The 18,789-nt window shown below is 77.1% G+C and carries 15 protein-coding genes; 10 read left to right on the top strand and 5 right to left on the bottom strand.

What is annotated here, in order from left to right; translation table 11 throughout:
* Positions 1 to 11: 11 nt before the first annotated feature.
* The 3 genes from A3CO_RS0125825 to A3CO_RS0125815 are packed head-to-tail and all read left to right on the top strand — an operon-like array spanning position 12 to position 2,618.
* Positions 12 to 605: a TetR/AcrR family transcriptional regulator gene (locus A3CO_RS0125825; protein ID WP_018335156.1), complete on the top strand. Its 594-nt coding sequence runs from the start codon at positions 12 to 14 to the stop codon at positions 603 to 605.
* Positions 606 to 629: 24 nt separating this feature from the next.
* Entirely contained in the window at positions 630 to 1,358 is a 729-nt protein-coding gene (locus A3CO_RS0125820; protein ID WP_018335155.1) for a mycothiol-dependent nitroreductase Rv2466c family protein, read from the top strand.
* A 54-nt stretch (positions 1,359 to 1,412) separates the two neighbouring features.
* Positions 1,413 to 2,618, top strand: coding sequence for an MFS transporter (locus A3CO_RS0125815; RefSeq protein WP_018335154.1), 1,206 nt, complete (start codon positions 1,413 to 1,415; stop codon positions 2,616 to 2,618).
* Between the two features lie 54 nt (positions 2,619 to 2,672).
* Here A3CO_RS0125815 and A3CO_RS0125810 read toward each other — a convergent pair whose 3' ends face one another.
* Positions 2,673 to 2,996, bottom strand: coding sequence for an MGMT family protein (locus tag A3CO_RS0125810; RefSeq protein ID WP_018335153.1), 324 nt, complete (start codon positions 2,994 to 2,996; stop codon positions 2,673 to 2,675).
* Positions 2,997 to 3,040: 44 nt separating this feature from the next.
* On the opposite strand from A3CO_RS0125810, the gene A3CO_RS0125805 reads away from it, so the two are divergent.
* Positions 3,041 to 3,457 carry a DoxX family protein gene (locus tag A3CO_RS0125805; RefSeq protein ID WP_018335152.1) on the top strand — a complete coding sequence of 139 codons (417 nt, stop codon included), beginning with the start codon at positions 3,041 to 3,043 and terminating at the stop codon, positions 3,455 to 3,457.
* On the opposite strand, the gene A3CO_RS38465 is transcribed toward A3CO_RS0125805, so the two are convergent.
* Complete coding sequence (locus tag A3CO_RS38465; protein WP_018335151.1) at positions 3,429 to 4,427, bottom strand: DUF1206 domain-containing protein; 999 nt, start codon at positions 4,425 to 4,427, stop codon at positions 3,429 to 3,431. The genes A3CO_RS0125805 and A3CO_RS38465 overlap by 29 nt on opposite strands.
* 146 nt (positions 4,428 to 4,573) lie before the next feature.
* On the opposite strand from A3CO_RS38465, the gene A3CO_RS0125795 reads away from it, so the two are divergent.
* On the top strand, positions 4,574 to 7,852 hold the full coding sequence (locus A3CO_RS0125795) for an ATP-dependent helicase (RefSeq protein WP_018335150.1): 3,279 nt from the start codon (positions 4,574 to 4,576) through the stop codon (positions 7,850 to 7,852).
* 8 nt (positions 7,853 to 7,860) lie between these two features.
* Positions 7,861 to 11,265 carry an ATP-dependent helicase gene (locus A3CO_RS0125790; RefSeq protein ID WP_084682215.1) on the top strand — a complete coding sequence of 1,135 codons (3,405 nt, stop codon included), beginning with the start codon at positions 7,861 to 7,863 and terminating at the stop codon, positions 11,263 to 11,265.
* Positions 11,266 to 11,274: 9 nt separating this feature from the next.
* On the opposite strand, the gene A3CO_RS34360 is transcribed toward A3CO_RS0125790, so the two are convergent.
* Positions 11,275 to 12,105, bottom strand: a complete 831-nt coding sequence (locus A3CO_RS34360; RefSeq protein ID WP_018335148.1) for an MBL fold metallo-hydrolase — start codon at positions 12,103 to 12,105, stop codon at positions 11,275 to 11,277.
* Positions 12,106 to 12,340: 235 nt separating this feature from the next.
* Between A3CO_RS34360 and A3CO_RS0125780 the strand changes: the two genes are divergently transcribed.
* The 4 genes from A3CO_RS0125780 (at position 12,341) to A3CO_RS0125765 (ending at position 16,451) form a co-directional block, all read left to right on the top strand.
* A complete protein-coding gene (locus A3CO_RS0125780) occupies positions 12,341 to 13,318 on the top strand; it encodes a pirin family protein (protein WP_018335147.1) in 978 nt (325 codons plus the stop codon).
* A gap of 168 nt (positions 13,319 to 13,486) precedes the next feature.
* Entirely contained in the window at positions 13,487 to 14,857 is a 1,371-nt protein-coding gene (locus tag A3CO_RS0125775; protein WP_018335146.1) for an FAD-binding oxidoreductase, read from the top strand.
* 72 nt (positions 14,858 to 14,929) lie between these two features.
* A complete protein-coding gene (locus A3CO_RS0125770) occupies positions 14,930 to 15,697 on the top strand; it encodes an FAD-binding oxidoreductase (protein ID WP_018335145.1) in 768 nt (255 codons plus the stop codon).
* 31 nt (positions 15,698 to 15,728) lie between these two features.
* Positions 15,729 to 16,451, top strand: a complete 723-nt coding sequence (locus tag A3CO_RS0125765) for a hypothetical protein (RefSeq protein WP_157647852.1) — start codon at positions 15,729 to 15,731, stop codon at positions 16,449 to 16,451.
* Between the two features lie 123 nt (positions 16,452 to 16,574).
* Here A3CO_RS0125765 and A3CO_RS0125760 read toward each other — a convergent pair whose 3' ends face one another.
* Positions 16,575 to 16,970, bottom strand: a complete 396-nt coding sequence (locus A3CO_RS0125760) for a DoxX family protein (protein WP_051086102.1) — start codon at positions 16,968 to 16,970, stop codon at positions 16,575 to 16,577.
* Positions 16,971 to 16,975: 5 nt separating this feature from the next.
* Entirely contained in the window at positions 16,976 to 18,727 is a 1,752-nt protein-coding gene (locus A3CO_RS0125755; protein WP_211214570.1) for a gamma-glutamyltransferase family protein, read from the bottom strand.
* Positions 18,728 to 18,789: the final 62 nt, after the last annotated feature.

Genomic DNA, 18,789 nt, shown 5'->3' with positions numbered 1-18,789 from the left:
GAGGAGCCGCGATGGACACCCGGGAGGCGCAGCGCCGTCGGACGCGCCGCGCGATCGTCGACGCCACCGCGGGCCTGCTCGCCGCCGACCCCGCGCACACGCCCGCGGTCGCCGAGATCGCGGCGGCCGCCGAGGTCTCGCGGCGGACGGTCTACCTGCACTTCCCGACCCTCGACCAGCTCCTGCTCGACGCCGTGCTCGGCAGCCTGTCCGGCGACGTCGACGCGGCGCTCGAGGGCGCACCGGCCGACGACGTCCGGGCCCGGCTGATCGCACTCGTGGACGCGGTGGTCGCCACGATGGACACCTCGCTCGGCCTGGGTCGCCGCCTGGTCGCACTGACGGCCGGGTGGAGCCCGCACGAGGACGGGGCACCGCGGCGCGGCTACCGACGCGTCGGGTGGATCGAGGCGGCCCTCGCGCCGCTGCGGGGGGTCCTCGACGCCGGAGCGTTCGAGGACCTCGTCTCGGCGCTCGCCGTCGTGATCGGCTGGGAGGCCGTGGTGGTGCTGACCGACGTCCGGGGGCTGACCGTCGCGCAGGCCGGCGAGGTGTGCCGCCGGGCCGCGCTCGCGCTCCTCGACGCGGCGACGGGCGAGGTGTGACGCGCCCGTGGGTACACGCCGGGCATGAGCACCCCCGACGTCCGGTACTGGTTCGACCCCGTCTGCCCCTACTGCTGGCTGACCAGCGGCTGGGTGCGCACCGTCGCCCGTCGTCGTGACCTGACCGTGCAGTGGCAGTTCATCTCCCTGCGGCTGCTCAACGCGCACGTGGACTACGACGCGCAGTTCCCGCCGGAGTACGAGGCCGGACACACCGCCGGGCTGCGGCTGCTACGGGTGTGCGCGGCGGTACGGGAGGCCCACGACGACGAGGCGGTCGGCCGGTTCTACGAGCACCTCGGCGAGGCCGTGTTCGAGCAGGGCGAGGTCCCCGAGCACTCCAGCGAGCGGGAACGCCGCGGCACCCGCGCCTTCGTCGTGCCGGTGCTGGAGGCGGCCGGGCTGGACCCCGCGCTGGCCGACGCGCTCGACGACGACCGCCACGACGCGACGATCCAGGCCGAGACCGACGAGGCGCTGGCGCTGGTGGGGAAGGACGTCGGCACCCCGCTGATGCAGATCTCCCCGCCCGACGGGCTCGCCTTCTTCGGCCCCGTCATCAGCCGCCGGCCGACCGAGGAGCAGGCCGAGGAGCTGTGGGACCACGTCGTGGGGCTCGCGAGCTTCCCCGGGTTCGCCGAGCTCAAGCGCAGCCTGCGGGAACGCCCGCAGCTCCCGGCGTTCGGCGTCGCGGCGGGCGAGACCGGGATCGTCGAGGACTGGCACGGGGGCAGCCGCCGGCAGCACCGGTGACGTGACACGCCATCGGGCGCGACCGGCCGCGCGGACTGCTTAGGCTGGCGAACGATGAGTGCCCAGGCGGAGGCCCCGCCCACCCACCTCGGCCGCCCCACCGTGCTGCTGCTCGCCGTGGTGTGCGGCGCGGCGGTGGCGAACATCTACTACGCCCAGCCGCTGCTGCCCGTCGTCGCGCAGGCCTTCGGCGTCGGGGAGGGCACGGCGGGCTACCTCGTCACGGCCTCGCAGATCGGCTACGCCGTGGCCCTGGCCTTCCTCGTGCCGGCGGGCGACATCCTGGAGCGGCGCCGGCTGGTCAGCACGCTGCTCGCCCTCACCGGCGTCCTGCTGCTGGGCGCCGCGGCCGCACCCACGCTCGGGGTGCTGCTCGGGGCGATCGCGATCGTCGCCGTGACCTCCGCGGTCGCGCAGATCGTGGTGCCGATGGCCGCCTCGCTCGCCGACGACGCGAACCGCGGCTCGGTGGTCGGGACCGTGATGAGCGGGCTGCTCGTCGGCATCCTGCTCGCCCGCACCGTGGCCGGGCTCGTCGCCGAGATCGGCGGGTGGCGGCTGGTGTTCGTCCTCGCGGCCGTCGTCATGGTGGTGCTCGCGGCGCTGGTGCGGCTCGCGCTGCCGAAGGTCGCGGTCGCGGCCGAGGCGTCGTACCCGTCGCTCCTGGCCTCGGTCGGCTCGATCGTGCGCCACGACTCCCTGGTCCGACGGCGGATGCTGCTCGGCGGCGTCGGGTTCGGCTGCTTCACGATCCTGTGGACGGCGCTGTCGTTCCTGCTCGCCGCGCCGCCGTACTCCTACGGGTCGGGCGTCATCGGGCTCTTCGGGCTCGCCGGTCTCGCGGGGGCGCTCGCCGCGATCTGGGCGGGGCGGTTCGCCGACCGGGGGCACGGGCGGCGCACCGTGACGGTCGGCCTGGTGCTGCTGCTCGGGAGCTGGGGGCTGCTCGCGCTCGGCGGTGGCTCGCTGGTCGCCCTGCTGGCGGGCATCGTCGTGCTCGACCTCGCCCAGCAGCTGCTCCAGATCAGCCACCAGCACGCCATCTACGCCCGCCGTCCGAACGCCCGCAGCCGCGTGACCAGCGCCTACCTGGTCTCGGCGTTCATCGGCGGCGGGATCGCGTCGGCCCTGACCTCGGGGCTCTACGCGACCGTCGGGTGGGCCGGGGTGTGCACGCTCGGGGCGGTGGTCTCCCTGGTCGGGCTCGGCGTGTGGGTCCTCGAACTGCTCCGACCGGCGCCGACCGAGCCGGTCGGCTGAGACCCGTCGTCGGGAAGGAGCCCCGGAACGGAACGAACGACCCGTTCGTGGCCTCTAGGTGCACGAACGACCCGTTCGTTCCGGCTCCGGTGCAGCGAACACGTGCCGCTGGTCCTTCGCGGCGCGCGCGTCGACGACGAGGACGCCCTCGAGGGTGAGGCGCCGGATCTGTTCGACGGCGATGTGCGGGGCCGGCGTCCCGGTGGTCCGCAGCACGCGGTGCCACGGGACGTCCGCGCCGTCCTCGCGCAGCACCGTGCCGACCACCCGGGCCGACTTCTCGCCCGCCGCCGCCGCGACGTCGCCGTAGCTGCACCACGAGCCCTCCGGGATCGACGCGACCACCGCGCGGATCCGCTCGTGCCGTTCCTCGTCCACGGCCCGACAGTGTGCGCCGCCGGGGTCAGCGGGCATTCCGCGGCATGACGACCACGCCCCTGCAGGACCTCGCACGCGTGGGACTCGGCACCTTCCTCGCCGGCGCCGGGCTCTCCCACCTCACGTTCGCGCGCCGGGGATTCCGGGCGCAGGTGCCCGACTTCGTGCCCCTCGACGTCGACCGCACCGTGGTGCTCTCCGGCGTCGCGGAGATCGCGCTCGGCACCGCGCTCGCGGCGCTCCCGTCGCAGCGCCGGCGGGTCGGGACGGTCGCGGCCCTGTTCTTCACCGCCGTGTTCCCCGGCAACGTCGCGCAGTGGCGCCACCGCCGCGACGGCTTGGGCCTCAACTCCGACCGGACGCGGTTCCTGCGGCTGTTCGCGCAGCCGGTGCCGATCGCGGTCGCGCTGTGGTCGACCGGGGTGCTGCCGCTCAGGCGCGACGGGCGTACGCGTCGATGAAGCAGTAGACGCCGTACGCCGCGAGCCCGCCGCTGACCCCGACGAGGGCCACCGTGCCGAACGGGCCGGCGCCCTCGATGAACCACATCGCCTGCGTGAAGCCGCCCGAGTGCCGCGCGTCGCCGGTGAGCGCCGCCGCCGCGAACAGGACCCCCACCGAGCCCGTGAGCACGGCCCGGGCGAGGTTGCCGTAGCTCCCCGCGACGAGCGCGGTCCGCCGCAGCCACGGCGTGAGGCGGTCGGCGTGCAGGTCACCGAGGTACGAGGCGTGCAGCCCGGTCCAGCACATGCCGACGGCCATCCCGAGCGCGATCGCGGCGGCCACGCCCACCGCGACCCGCCCGGCCGGGAGCGCGAAGATGCTCGTGACCAGGTCACTGACCCCGTGCGGGGCGGACGGGGCGGGCGGACCACCGGGCGGCGGCCCCCGGAGCGGGCCGATCGCCGGCGGGAACGCGAGCGAGGCCATCGAGAACATCGCGACCGCCTTGCCGGCCGCCCCGAAGCGCTTGCGGAACCGTTCGCCCCCGCTCACCCACCCGAAGCCCACCAGGGCCGCCCGGACCTGCCACACCCCGAACGCGACCAGGCCGAGCGCCGAGAGCCCGAGCAGGGCGGCCCCGACCGGCCCGAGGCCCGCGACCACCGCGATCGCGCCCTGCTGGTCGGCGTGGACCGTGGGGCTGCCGCGCATCAGGACGACGGCGAGCCCGGCCAGCAGCAGGTGGAGCACCCCGTAGCAGACGAGACCGGCGCGCCCGAGGAGCTCGACCCCGTACGGTCCCGCGTCCCCGGCGTCGGCGGTCACCCACGAGGTCGCCCGCCGCAGGCGCCCGGGGGCCGGAGCCGGTGCTGGCGCCGGGGCCGGGTCCGCCACCGGCACGACGGCGGGCGGCGCGTCGGGTTCCGCCCCGGGCGGGACGAGGCGCGGCGGGCGCGTGGCGCGGCGGCTGCGGACGAGGGGTGACACGGCGCTCCCGGGCAGGACGACAGGGCGGCTCCCCACGGCCGCGTACCCGGACCGGATCCCCGCAGGGCCGCGGACCACACGCGGGCGGACCTGAAGATGTGCGCCCGTGCCCGAGGCTGTCGGGGGGTCGTGGTTCCCTCGGGGGCATGACGGTCGAGTCGGCTCCGAGACTGCTGCGGTCAGCCACGCGGCTGCCCGCCGATCTCCTGCTCGACGACTCCTCGCGGCGGGTCCTCGAGCACACCGCGGGCTTCCTGCGGGTCCTCGGCGGCCCCGGCACGGGGAAGACCACGCTGCTCGCGGAGCGGGTGGCACGGCTGCTGCACGCCGATGCCGACGAGGCGGGCGCGCCGACGGGGCGGCCCGGCGGAGCCGGGTCGCTGGTCCTGGTGGGCGACCGGCGGTCCGCGGCCGCGCTGCGGGAGCGCATCTCGGCCCGCCGCCGGGTCCTGGCGGGGGAGGTGGGCGGCGGGCTGACCGCCGCCCGGGAGCCGCTGGTGCGCAGCGTGCACTCCTACGCGTTCGCGGTGCTGCGTCGCCACGCCGCCCGGCAGGACCAGGCGCCGCCGCGGCTGCTCCCGGGGGCACAGCAGGACGCCGTGGTGCGGGACCTGCTGGCCGGCGAGGCCGAGGGGGTCGGGCGCGGGTCGGGGTGGCCGGCCCGGCTGGCGCCGGCGCTCGAGGCGCCCGCGTTCGCCGCCGAGGTGCGGGACCTGCTGCTGCGCGCCGCCGAGCGCGGGCTGGGGCCGCGGGAGCTGCGGGCCCTGGGCAAGGAGCACGACGTCGCGGTGTGGGTCGCGGCCGCCCGCTTCTACCAGTCTTACGAGGAGGTCACGCTGCTCCGGGCGGCGGCCGGCTCGGCGAATCCGCTGGCCTCGGCGCCGCCGCTGGACGCCGCCGAGCTCGTCGCCGCCGTGCTCGACGCCTTCGCGCACGATCCGGGGCTGCTCGAGGCCGAACGGGTGGCCGTGCGCCACCTGGTGGTCGACGACGCGCACGACATGGACCCCCAGCAGCTCGAGCTCGCCCGGGTGCTCGGCCGCAGCGCCACGACCTTCCTGCTCGCGGGCGACCCCGACTCCTCGGTGCTCGGCTTCCGGGGCGCCGCGCCGGCGCTGCTGCGCGACGCGGACCCGTCGGGCGGGACCACCGCCGTCCTGCACGTCGACCACCGGTGCACCCGCGCGGTGCGCGACGCGGTCGCGCGGGTGATCGAGCCGCTGCGCGGCACCGGGCCCGCGCGGACCCGCACCGGCCCGCCGGGGGAGGACCCCGACGCCGGTGCCGCCACGGTCTCGGTGTTCGCGACGCCGGGGCACCAGGCGGCCTGGGTCGCCGACACGCTGCGCCGTGCCCACCTCGTCGACGGCGTGCCGTGGTCCCGGCTCGCGGTCGTCGTGCGGTCCGTGCCGCTGTCGCTGCCGCCGCTGCGCCGGGCGCTGCTCGCCGCCGGGGTCCCGCTGGCGGTCCCGGCCGACGACACGCCGCTCGCCGCGCTGCCCGCGGTGGCGCCGCTGCTGACGCTGCTGCGCGCCGCCGCGGCGGCCGCCGTCGCCCCGCCCGCGGAGGCGCTCGACCCCGACATCGCCCTGGGCCTGCTCGTGTCCCCCCTCGGGGGTGCCGAGCCGCTCGGGCTGCGGCGGCTGCGGCGCGGGCTGCTGCGGCTGCACGAGGGTGCGGGCGGGGAGTCCCGTTCCAGCGACGAGCTCATCGTCGACGTCCTCGTCGACCACCTGGCCGGCCGGGCCGACCGGCTCACCCTGCTGCCCGACGCGGACGTCGGCCCGCTGCGGCGGGTCGCCCGGCTGCTCGCCACCGCCGTCGAGGCCATCCGCGCGGGGCAGAGCGTGCCCGACGCGGTGTGGTCGGTGTGGTCGGCGAGCGGGCTGCAGCGGCGCTGGGTCGCGGTGAGCGAGCGGGGCGGCGTGGTCGGCGCCCAGGCCGACCGCGACCTCGACGCCGTCGTGGCCCTCGTGGAGCGCGCCGGCCGGTACGCCGAGGAGCTGCCGGGCGGCACCGTCGCCGGGTTCGTCGCGCAGGTCGACGAGCAGCGCATCCGCAGCGACTCGCTGGCGCCCCGCGCGCCCGACGGCGAGGCGGTCGCCCTGCTCACCGCGCACGCGTCGCGGGGGCGGGAGTGGGACGTGGTCGTGGTGCCCGACGTCCAGGAGGGCGTGTGGCCCGACCTGCGCCGGCGCGGCACGCTGCTCGGCGTCGAGCGGATGATCGACGTGCTCTCGGGCGTGCCGGACGACCCGGCGCTGTCGAGCCGGGTGCCGCTGCTCGACGAGGAACGACGGCTCTTCGCGGTCGCGCTGTCCCGCGCCCGGCACGCCGTCCACGTCGGGGCGGTGGAGGCCGAGGACGTCACCCCGTCACGGTTCCTCGACGACGTCTCACCGACGGTCGCGACGGACGACGCCCCGCGCCCCCGGTCCCGGCCTCGGCGCTCCCTGGTGCTCGCGGAGCTGGTGGGGGACCTGCGCCGCGCCGTCACCGACGCCGACACCGACCCCGCGCGGCGGGAACGTGCGGCGGCCCACCTCGCCCGCCTCGCCGAGGCGGGCGTGCCCGGCGCCGACCCCGACGAGTGGTACGGCCTGCTCGCGGTCTCCACCACCGACCCGCTGCGCGAGGACGGGGCGCCGATCGCGGTGAGCCCGAGCGCGGTCGAGACGATCCTGACCTGCCCGCTGCGCTGGGCCCTGCAGGCCCACGGCGGCGACGACTCGGACTCGCTCGCCTCGGTGACCGGCTCGCTCGTGCACGCCCTGGTGCAGCGCGCGGCCGAGGGCGCGGGCGAGCGGGAGCTCGACGAGGCGCTCGACGTCGCGTGGGCGTCGGTCGACGCGGGGGCGCCCTGGTTCTCCCGTCGCGAGCTGGCGAACTGCCGTTCCATGCTGCGCTCCTTCCTCGCCTGGCGCGACGCGTCGCGGCGGGAGCTGACCGAGGTGGCGGTCGAGGAGTCGGTGGCCGCCCGGCTGGCGGAGGGGGTGGCGATCCGGGGCCGGGTCGACCGGCTGGAGGTGGACGACCGGGGGCGGCCGGTGATCGTCGACGTCAAGACCGGCAAGTCCCCGATCAGCGCGCCCGCGGCGCAGGAGCACCCGCAGCTCGCGGTCTACCAGCTCGCGGTCGCCCTCGGCGCCTTCAGCGAGGTGCTGACCGGGCCGGCCGACTCGGCCGCCCGCTCGGTCCCCGGCGGAGCACGGCTGATCTACCTGCAGCGCGACGGCGCCGAGGCGAAGACCCGTGCGCAGCCGCCGCTGGACGAGGCGGGCGTCGAGCACTGGCGCGAGCAGGTGGCCACGGCCGCCCGGCTGACGGCCGGCCCGCGGTTCGTCGGGCAGGAGAACGACGCCTGTCCACGGTGTCCGGTGCGCACGGCCTGCCCCGTGCACACCTCGGGGAGGCAGGTCCCGTGACCGGCGTGATGACCGGGGTCATCGACCCCATGGAGCTCTCCGAACGGCTCGGGCTGCGCCGCCCGACCGACGAGCAGGCCGAGGTGATCGCGGCGCCGTTCGCCTCGGCGCTGGTCACCGCGGGTGCGGGCTCGGGCAAGACCGAGACGATGGCGGCCCGCGTGGTCTGGCTGGTGGCCAACGGGATCGTCACGCCCGACCAGGTCCTCGGGCTCACGTTCACGCGGAAGGCCGCGGGGCAGCTCGCCGACCGGATCCGCAAGCGGCTGCGGCGCCTGGCGTCCGACCCGCTGCTCGACGAGATCGACCCGAGCGGCGAGCGCCGGGTGCTCGTGCGCACCCTCGAACCGACCGTGTCGACCTACCACGCCTACGCCGGGCGGCTGCTCACCGAGCACGGGCTGCGACTGCCGACCGATCCGGGCGCCCGGCTGCTCTCGCCCACCGCGTCGTGGCAGCTCGCGCACCGGGTCGTCTCCTCGTGGGCCCGCGACCTCGACACCCCGCTGATGCCGACGACGGTCACGCAGTACGTGCTGGCCCTCGCGGGCGAGCTCGGGGAGCACCTCGCCGACCCGGAGGCGCTGCGGGCGCACACCGAGGCCCTGTGCCGGGTGATCGAGTCGACGCCGCCCGCGAAGCGGCAGAAGGCGGCACTCCCGCAGGCGCTCGTGAAGATCGTCGAGCGGCAGCGCTTCCGGGCCGCGCTGCTGCCGCTGGTGGCGGAGCTGGCCGCGCGCAAGCAGGCCGAGCGGTGCCTCGACTTCGCCGACCAGATGGCGGCGGCCGCCCGGCTGGCCGACGAGCACCCGGAGGTGGGGCAGGCCGAGCGGGGGATGTTCCGGGCGGTCCTGCTCGACGAGTACCAGGACACCGGGCACGCCCAGCGGATCATGCTGCGCGCGCTGTTCGCGGGGGACGGGGCGACGGCCGTCACGGCGGTGGGCGACCCGTTCCAGTCGATCTACGGCTGGCGCGGCGCGAGCGCGGCGAACCTGCCGCGGTTCGTCACCGACTTCCCCCGGCCCGACCCGGACGGCGAGTGGGTCGCCGCCCGCCGCTTCGGGCTGCTCACGAGCTTCCGCAACCCGCCCGAGGTGCTGGACCTGGCCAACGGCGTGGTCGAGCCGCTGCGCGAGCCCCGGGCGCTCGACGGGGTGGGCGAGCTGCGCGCCTTCGCCGGGGCCCCGGCGGGGGACGTCCGGGTCGCGCTGCACCCCGACGTCCTCGCCGAGCGGACCTGGCTGGCCGACGCCGTCGCCGACCGCTGGCGGGCGGCGCTGGACGCCGGGGAGCCGGCCCCGACGAGCGCCGTGCTCGTGCGTCGCCGCGCCGACATGACCGAGATCGCCGCGGCGCTGCGGGCGCGGGGCCTGCCCGTCGAGGTCGTCGGCCTAGGGGGGCTGCTCGACGAGCCCGAGGTCCGGGACCTGGTCTCCGCGCTGCGGCTCGTCGTCGACCCGCTCGCGGGCGGGGCGGCGGTCCGGCTGCTCACCGGCGCGCGGTGGCGCATCGGCGGGGCCGACCTCGCCGCGCTGTGGCGCCGCGCGCGGGAGCTCGCCGCCCCGCCCGTCCCGCCCGACCTGCCGACCGCGGCCGCGCCCGACCCGGTCGCCGACGCCCTGCCCGGCGAGCACGCCGAACGCGCCGGGCTCGTCGACGCGCTCGACGACCCGGGGCCCGCCGCGCGCTACTCGGCGGCGGGGCACGCCAGGATCACCCGGCTCGCGCGGGAGCTCGCGGGCCTGCGACGGCGGGTGACCGCCCCGCTGGTCGACCTCGTCGCCGACGTCGAGCGGACCCTGCTGCTCGACGTCGAGGCCGTCGCGCGCCCCGGGGCGGTGGGGCGGGCCCACCTCGACGCGTTCGCCGACGTGGTCGCCGACTTCTCCGGCGGCGCGGCCGCCTCGGGCGGCACGGCGACGCCGACGGCGCTGCTCGCCTACCTCGACGCCGCGGAGGACGCGGAGGACGGCCTGACGCCGGGGGAGGTCGACGTGGCGGCCGCCTCCGACCCGGCGCTGGGTGGGACCCGCGTGCAGGTGCTCACGGTCCACGCCGCGAAGGGCCTGGAGTGGCAGGTCGTGGCGGTGCCGCACGTCTGCGCGAAGGTGTTCCCGGGCCCGAAGCTCAGCGGGTCGTGGCTGACGACGATCCCGTCGCTGCCGGTGGACCTGCGCGGGGACCGGCCCGACCTGCCCGTGCTCGACGTGGCCGGGGTCGCCGACCGCAAGGAGCTGACCGAGCGCCTCGACCGGCACGAGCAGGACTTCGACGAGCGCCGGCTCGTCGAGGAGCGGCGGCTGTTCTACGTCGCGCTCACCCGTGCCGAGCGGACGTTGCTCGTCTCCGGGCACTGGTGGGGCGAGTCGGGGAGCACGCCGCGGGGCCCGTCGGACTTCCTGCAGGAGGTCGGGGCGCTGGCCGGGTCGGGCGGGGCCGTGGTGGACACGTGGGCCGACCCGCCCGAGGAGGGCGCGGAGAACCCGCTCGCCGAGACGGTGCGCGCCGAGGCCTGGCCGACCGACCCGCTCGCCGAGCGACGCGGGGCGGTCGAGGAGGGCGCGGCCCTCATCCGCGCGGCCCGCGAACGGCCGGTCGAGGTGCCGCCGGAGGACCCGGATCCCGACGGCTGGGCGTCCGACGTGGCGGTCCTGCTCGCCGAACGGGCCGCGGCCCGAGAACGGCACGCCCGCGTCCTGCTGCCCCCGCAGCTCTCGGTGAGCCAGCTCGTCGACCTCGCCGCCGACCCCGACGCCCTCGCCCGGCGCCTGCGCCGACCGGTGCCGCGCCCGCCGGACCCCCGGGCGCGTCGGGGCACGGAGTTCCACGCCTGGGTCGAGCGGTGGTTCGCCCGCACCGAGCTGCTCGAGTTCGACGAGCTGCCCGGGGCGGCGGACGAGGCGGCCGACGACGACGCCGAGGCCGCCGCCGATCTGGCGGTGCTGCAGGAACGCTTCACCGGCAGCCGGTGGGCGAACCGGACGCCGGTCGCGGTGGAGGTGCCGTTCGAGACCGAGGTCGAGGGCACCCTCGTCCGCGGCCGCATCGACGCCGTGTTCGCCGACCCCGACGGCGGGGCCACCGTGGTCGACTGGAAGACCGGTGCACCGCCGGGCCCCGAGGCGATGCCGGCGCTGTCGGTGCAGCTCGCGGCCTACCGGCTGGCGTGGGCGGCGCTCACCGACACGCCGGTGGAGCGGGTCCGCGCGGCCCTGCACTACGTACGCGAGGACCGCACCGTGACCCCGGCCGACCTGCTCGACGCCGCCGGGCTGCGAGCCCTCGTGGCGAGCGTGCCGGTGGAGGTCCGTGACCCGGTCGGCGACGACGCCGTGCGGTGGACCGACACCGACGACGAGGCCGACCCCGACACGACCGGTTTCGACGACGGCGACCCGGAGGTGCGTTGACGGCCGGCCCTAGAGGGGGTGCCAGTGGCCGTCGCGGATCGACCCGAGCTGGCGGTCGGCGAAGTGCACCCCGTAGCCGATGGTGTCCTCCCGCGACAGCTCCTCGAACAGCCGGAGGCGCGACTCCCGGGCGACGTCGGTCTCGTCGTCCACCGCCACGTCCCAGTCCGGGTGCTGGATCTGGGCCGGGCTGTGGACGGCGTCGCCGAAGGCGATGACGCGGCGGCCGTCGCCGGTGTCGAGCACCCAGCCGGTGTGTCCCGGGAGGTGTCCGGGCAGCGCCCACGCCCGCATGCCCGGCAGCACCTCCTCGCCGTCGCCGACGAGCCGGGAGCGCCCGTCGTGGTCGGCGGGCCGCTCCGCTGCCTCGTCACCGGGCGCCGAGCCCTCGCCGAGCAACCACGTCGCGCGCCGGAACAGGCTCTCGCCGTGCTCGACGGCGGCCGCGGAGGCCCAACCGACGTGGTCGAAGTGCAGGTGCGTGACGGCCACGAACTCGATCGCGTCCGGGTCCAGCGCGGCGTCCGAGAAGGACTGCGGCAGGCCTCCCGAGGTGATCGTGCCGATCGGCGGGGGCGTGTCGTCCTCGCCAAGGGAGACCGGCCCGGCCCCCGCGTCGAGCAGCAGGCGGTGCCCGCCGAGTTCCGCGAGCAACGCCCCGGCGCCCGCCGTCAGCCGGCCGGAGGGAGCGACCAGCTGCGGGTGCCCGTCCCAGTCCGCCCCAGTGCTCGTCGAGAAGAAGGCCGTGGGCACCAGCTCGAGCGTCGCGTCGGGGAGGTAGGTGAGGGTCAGGTCGCCGAAGCGGCGCTGCCAGGGGCCGGGGGACCGGGTCCCGCTCACGGGGTCGAGATCGTCGCAGCAGCTCATGGCGGGCCTCCCGGACTCGCGGCCGCGCTCCGGTGCGCCGGGCCGTGGTCACGGGGGAGTACCCCACGGACGGCGACGGCCGTGTCCCCGCACGCGAGGCACGCCCGCGAGGCCGAGGAGCTGCCCCCGGTGCCACTCGCGGCGAGGGCGGGTCGGGTCGCCGCACGGGTGCTGGCGACCGGGGCTCGGCGAGGGGGATGATCGGGGGGTGAGCAACGTCGAGACGGCCCCCGACGAGGTCCGCTGCGACGGCAGCGAGCCGCCGGACGACGTCGTCGAGATCCTGACGCCGCGGGAGGTCCCGCTGGGCGGGCCGCGGGCGATGACGGTCCGCCGTACCCTGCCCCAGCGGCGGCGGTCGCTCATCGGCGCCTGGTGCTTCCTCGACCACTACGGGCCGGACGACGTCGCGGTGTCCGGGGGCATGGACGTGGCGCCGCACCCGCACACCGGGCTGGCCACCGTCAGCTGGCTGTTCACCGGCGAGGTGGAGCACCGCGACTCCCACGGGGTCCACGCGATCGTGCGGCCCGGTGAGCTGAACCTCATGACCGGCGGGCACGGCGTGTGCCACTCCGAGGTCTCGACGCCCGACACCACCGTGCTCCACGGCGCGCAGCTGTGGCTGGCCCTGCCCGACGCGCACCGCGACACCCCGCGTGCCTTCGCCCACCACGCCCCCGACGCGGTCGACCTCATGGGGGTCACGCTGCGGGTGTTCCTCGGCGAGCTCGCCGGGGTCACGAGCCCCGTCGAGACCTTCAGCCCGCTGCTCGGCGCGGAGCTCCTGCTCGAGCCGCACGCCTCGGTGGGGCTGGACCTCGACCCCACGTTCGAGCACGGCGTGCTGGTGGACACCGGGCGGCTCGGCGTCAACGGCCACCCGGTGGCGGCCGCGGAGCTCGCCTACCTCGCCCCCGGGCGCGAGCGGCTCGACCTGACGAACCCGGGGGACGAGCCGGCGCGCATCCTGCTGCTCGGCGGCACGCCCTTCGGGGAGCAGATCGTCATGTGGTGGAACTTCGTCGGCCGGTCCCACGACGAGATCGCGGCGTTCCGCGCGGCCTGGGAGGACGACCCGGAGTCGCGGTACGGCCACGTCGTCGGGTACGTCGGCCGCGACGGCGGCACGGCGCGGCTGCACGCCCCGGCGCTGCCGAACGCCACGATCCGCCCCCGCGGCTGACCACGGCCGGTCGCAGCCCGACCGGACACGGAACGTAGCGCCTTCCCGCCACTCTCCGTGCCAGATCCACCGCAGAACTGCGTCTTGTGTCACTCTCGGTAGAACCCATACCGTCATCGGCACCGGCCACTCGCCCGAGTGGCCCTGGTGCGATCACGGAGAGTCGAGATGACCGAGCTTGCTGCCCCCATCACCGCCAACGACGACCTCGTCGAGCTGCGCAGAGGCGTGTCCGGACCCGTGTGGGATCCGGGGGAGGTCGAGGTCGTCACCGAGCTCGCGGGCTTCAACCTCGCGCCGGTGCACGAGCCGGTCGGCGTCGTCGGGGCCACCGACGCGCACGACGTCGCCGCGGCCGTGCGGTGGGCCCGGGCGCGGGACCTCGGGGTCGCCGTCGTCGCGACCGGCCACGCCGACTTCTCCCACCGCGGCACCCTGATCGTCTCCACCCGGCGCCTGGACCGCTGCGACGTCGACCCCGCTGCGCGCACCGTCACCGTGGGCGCCGGCGTCAAGTGGGCGCGCGTCCTCGAGGCGGCCGCCCCGAACGGCCTGACCGGCGTGAGCGGCTCGTCCAGCGACGTCGGCGTCGTCGGCTTCTGCACCGGCGGCGGGATCGGCCCGATGGTCCGCCGCTTCGGTCTCGGGTCCGACCAGGTCCGGTCGATGCGGGTCGTCACCGGGGAGGGCGAGATCCGTGACCTCACGCGCGGGGACGCCCACTTCGACGCGATGCTCGGCGGCAAGGACGCGGCCGGGATCGTCGTCGAGATGACCGTCGAGCTCATCGAGGTGTCCCGCTTCTACGGCGGCGCCGTCTTCTACGACGCCGCCGACGCCCCCGCCGTCCTGCACGCCTGGCGGGCGTGGCAGGCCCGGCTCGGGGAGAACACCACCACCTCGATCGCGATCCTGCGCATGCCCGACCTCGACGCCGCACCGCCGCCGCTGCGCGGCCGGACCGTCGTGCACCTGCGGGTCTGGCACCTCGGGCCCGAGATCGAGGGCCTCGAGATCCTCGCGCCGATGCGGCGGGTCGCGACCCCGATCGTCGACCTGGTCGACGAGCGGCCCTCGGCCGCGATCGACGCCGTGCACTGCGACCCGACCGACCCGATGCCGTCGTGGATCACGGGCGGGTACCTGCGCGAGATCACTCGCGAGACGATCGACACCGTCCTCGAGATCGCCGGGCCGCAGCGCGAGCTGCCGGTGGTCGTCGTGGAGCTCCGGCAGACCGGCGGGCAGGCGCTGCGCGGCACCCAGGGCGTCGCCGCCCGCGCGCCCTACGCCGTCGGGGTGGTCGCGCCGATGGTGCCGGAGCTGGCGACGGTGGTCCCGCCGCTCGGGCTCGGGCTGGTCGACGCCCTCGCCCGGTGGTCGGCGGGCACGGTCCCGGCGAACTACGCCTCCCCGGAGACGATCACCGCGCGTCCCGGGGCGTGCTGGGACGACGACGGACGGGCGCGGCTCGCCGCGGTCGTCGCCCGGACCGATCCGGACGCCGTGCTCGGCGGCCGGCGGCTCGGGCTGCGGTGAGGACACGGTAGGCGGGGACGCGGTGGGCGAGGACGCGGTGGACACCGTCGGGTCGACGACCGGGGAGACGTCATGACCCTCGGACCGCAGGAGCTGCCTCCCCGGCGCGGACCCCGCGCCGGGAGGGCGGGCCGGGCGGCCGCGGAGCTCGAGCCGCTGCTCGACGGCCCGGTGCACGCGCCGTACACGATCGACGCGGCCGTCGAGCTCGCCACCGATCCCGCGGTGGGCACCCTGCCGCGACTGCTCGCCGTGGTGGGCGCCACGAGCACCGACGACGTCGCCGCCGCCGTCTCCTGGGCGGGGGCGCACGACGTCGGGGTCGTGCCGCTCGACCCCCGCGCGCACCGCCCCGCCCTGCCGGGCGGCCGCAGACCCGCGGGCACCCGGCCGGTGCTCGCGATCTCGTTGTGTCGCATCGACCGGGTGACGCTCGACCCGTCGACCCGGACGCTGCGTGCCGGCGTCGGCGCGTCCTGGGCGGCGTGCCACCGCACCGCCGCGTCCGGCGGGCCCGGGCCGCGGGCCCTGCTGCACCGCCCCGGGCTCGTCGCCCACGGCGTCGGGTCGGTGACGAAACGGGGGGTCGTCCTCGTCACCGGGGACGGGACCGTGCACCGGCTCGGCGCCGGGGTCGGGGACCCCGACCTGTGGTGGGCCCACCGGGCGCACCCCGAGCGGATCGGCGTCCTCACCGAGGTCGTCCTCGACCCGTGGGACGTCGCGACGCTGCAGCAACGGCCCGCGGGGACCGCCGCGGACCGCAGGCGGTTCGCGGACCTGGTGCGGCGACACGACCCGCACGCGATCCTCACCCGATCGATGGGGGAATCCGGATAACCCTTCCGGGTCGGGGAGCGATGCACCGGGCGTGACCATCAGTCCGCGCCCGCACCGTGGTGGCGCCGCCGGCCGCGTGGCCCGTGCGGCCATGGAGCTCGGCGACCTCGTCCACGGCCCGGTGCTCCCGCCCTACACGGCCGACGCGGCCGTCGAGCTGCTGCGGACGACGTCGATCGGTCGTCCGCCGTCGCGGCTGATCGCGGTGGTCGGCGCGACCGGCACCCCCGACGTCGTGGCCACGCTCACCTGGGCGAACGAGCACGACGCCGAGGTCGTGGTCCTCGACCCGCACACCGCGCAGCCGCCGAGCCGGTCGGCCCGCCCCACGGTCGCGCTCTCGCTCACCCGCGCCGACCGCGTGGTCCGCCGCGACGGGCTGGTCCACGCCGGGGTCGGGGCGGCCTGGTCGCAGGTCCGCCGGGTCGTCGGCGCGAGCGGTGGCACCGTCCGGGTGCCCCGCCGCCCGGACACCGTCGCCGACGCCCCCGGCGCCGGCGGGCTCCGCGGCGTCACGCTGGTCACCGGCGACGGGACCGTGCACCACCTCGCGGGCGCCCACCCGGACCCCGAGCTGTGGTGGGCCTTCCGGTGCCGCCCGGAGGCGGTCGGCGTGGTCACCGAGATCGTCCTCGACCCCGACGGGGCCGGCCCGGCCCTGCTCGCCGCCGAGCCCGCCGACACCGACGAGGCCCGCTTCGCCGCCCTCGCCCGCCGCCACGACCCCGCGGACGTGCTCGGCCTGCCGGCCTGAACCCGGGTCGAGCTCCGCGGCGCTGCGTCTCCCGTCCGCCCCGGGTCGAGCTCCGCTGCGCTGCGTCTCCCGTCCGCCCCGGGTCGAGCTCCGCTGCGCTGCGTCTCCCGCCCGACCCCCCCGTCAGGCGTCCGCGCGCACCCGCAGCGCGTGCGTGACCATCGGGTACTGCAGCGGCAGCCGCCCGAGCGCGACCGCGAGCCACGGCCAGGATCGGCGCCGCCAGTCCCAGGCCATCTGCACGTTGGCCGGGAACACGGCGAGGAACAGCCCGACCGCGGCCGTCGCGCCCAGCCGACGCGTGCGCGGCACCGCCACGGCCGTCCCGACGGCGAGCTCGGCGACGCCACTGGCGTAGGTCCAGAACCGCGCCCCGCCCGGGATCCACGGCGGCACCAGCGCGTCGAACGGGGCCGGCGCCGCGAAGTGCAGGACCCCCATGCCGAGCAGCGGGTAGGCGAGCAGGGCCGCCGACGCCTCGGGGGACGGACGACGGCGGCGACGCAGCGGGAAGGCCATGTCGATCACCTTCCCACCGCGTAGCCCTGCATGCCCCGGGGGTTCGCCGCGCCCCACAGCACCCCGCGGTCGCGGTCGGTCCCGACCGCCGACAGCCGCCCGAGCGACCAGTCGCCCGCCCGCGTCACCCGGTGGCCCCGCCGCTCCAGCCCCGCGATGACCGCGTCGCCGAGCCGGTCCTCCACCGCGGCGCCCGCGGGTTCACGGTCCCTTGGCCAGAACGACCCCGGCGACGACGTCGTGTGGAAGGCCGGCGCGTCGATGGCCGCCTGGGGCGACCAGCCCCCGACCAGCGTCCGCAGCAGGTAGAGCAGCTGCCACTGGTCCTGCTGGTCCCCGCCGGGCGATCCGAGGGCGACGACGGGTCCGCCCTCGTCGAGCACCAGCGTGGGCGTGAGCGTGGTGCGCGGCCGCCGGCCCGGCGTCAGCGTGGAGGCCAGCCCCTCCTCGAGCCACGTCATCTGCAGGCGGGTGCCGAGTGCGAACCCGAGCCCGGGGATCGTCGGGGAGGACTGCAGCCAGCCGCCCGACGGCGTCGCCGACACCAGGTTGCCCCACCGGTCGACCACGTCGACGTGGCACGTGTCGCCGCGCATCTCGCCGTGCGAGCTCGTGCCCGGCTCGCCCTCCAGGGTCACGGTGGGTTCACCCACCGCCGAGCCGAGGCTCACTCCCGGCGCCACCCCCGCCGTCGCGAACTCCGCCATCCGCGGCTCGCGCCCGCCGACCCGGCCGGGCCGGACGTCGGGGGAGGCCTCGTCGCCGATCAGCGCCCGCCGCCGGGCGAGGTAGGCCGGGTCGAGCAGCTCGGCGAGCGTCACCGGTGACGGGTCGCCGAACCACGCCTCCCGGTCGGCCTGCGCGAGCTTGATCACCTCGAGGACCCGGTGGGCGCCCTCCGCGGTCGACGGGTCCGGCGGGTCCGGCTCGAGGAGCGCGAGCATCTGCAGCAGGGCGGGGCCCTGCCCCCACAGCGGGGTCTTCGCGATCCGGTACCCCCGGAAGGTCCCGACGGCCGCGTCGGTCACCGACGCCCGCCAGCCGGCGGAGTCGGCGACGGTCAGCACCCCGGCGTGGTCGGTCCCCGACGCGTGCCGGTGCGGGGTCCGGCAGAACGCCTCGACCGCCTCCGCGACGAACCCCTCGGCCCACACCGTGCGCACCGCGTCGACGCGGGCCTCGCGGGTCGGGCCCTGCGCGGCCGCCGTGAGGCGGTCCAGGGTGTCCGCCCAGGCCGGGTTGCGCAGCACCTGACCGGGGGCGGGCGGACGGCCGTCGGGCAGCCACAGGGCGGCGCTGGAGGGCCAGTGCTCGCGGAACAGGTCGGCCACCGCGGCGACCGTCGACCCGACGCGGGCGACGGCGGGGAAGCCGTCGCGGGCGTACCCGACGGCCGGCCCGACGACGTCGGCGACCTCCCACGTGCCGTGGTCGCGCAGCAGGAGCAGCCACGCGTCGGTGGCGCCGGGGATCGCCGCGGCGAGCGCGCCCGCCCCGGGCACCCGGTCGAGGCCCTCGTCGCGGTACCGGGCCGCGGACGCTCCGGCGGGCGCCGAGCCCTGGCCGTCGAGGACCCGCGGAGTCGGGTCACCCGCCGTCGTGAAGACCGCCGTCAGGTCCCCGCCGGGGCCGTTGAGGTGGGGCTCGACGACCTGCAGGACGAAGGCGGCGGCGACGGCCGCGTCGAACGCGTTGCCGCCGCGCTCGAGCACCCCCATCGCGGTCGCCGAGGCCGCCCAGTGGGTGGACGCCGCCATCCCGACGGTGCCCTCCAGGGTCGGGCGCGTGGTGAAGGCCGGCGGGCGGGAGAAGCTCACCC

The sequence above is a fragment of the Actinomycetospora chiangmaiensis DSM 45062 genome, assembly GCF_000379625.1.
Classification (GTDB): domain Bacteria; phylum Actinomycetota; class Actinomycetes; order Mycobacteriales; family Pseudonocardiaceae; genus Actinomycetospora; species Actinomycetospora chiangmaiensis.
This window is presented reverse-complemented; position numbering and strand designations above follow the sequence as displayed.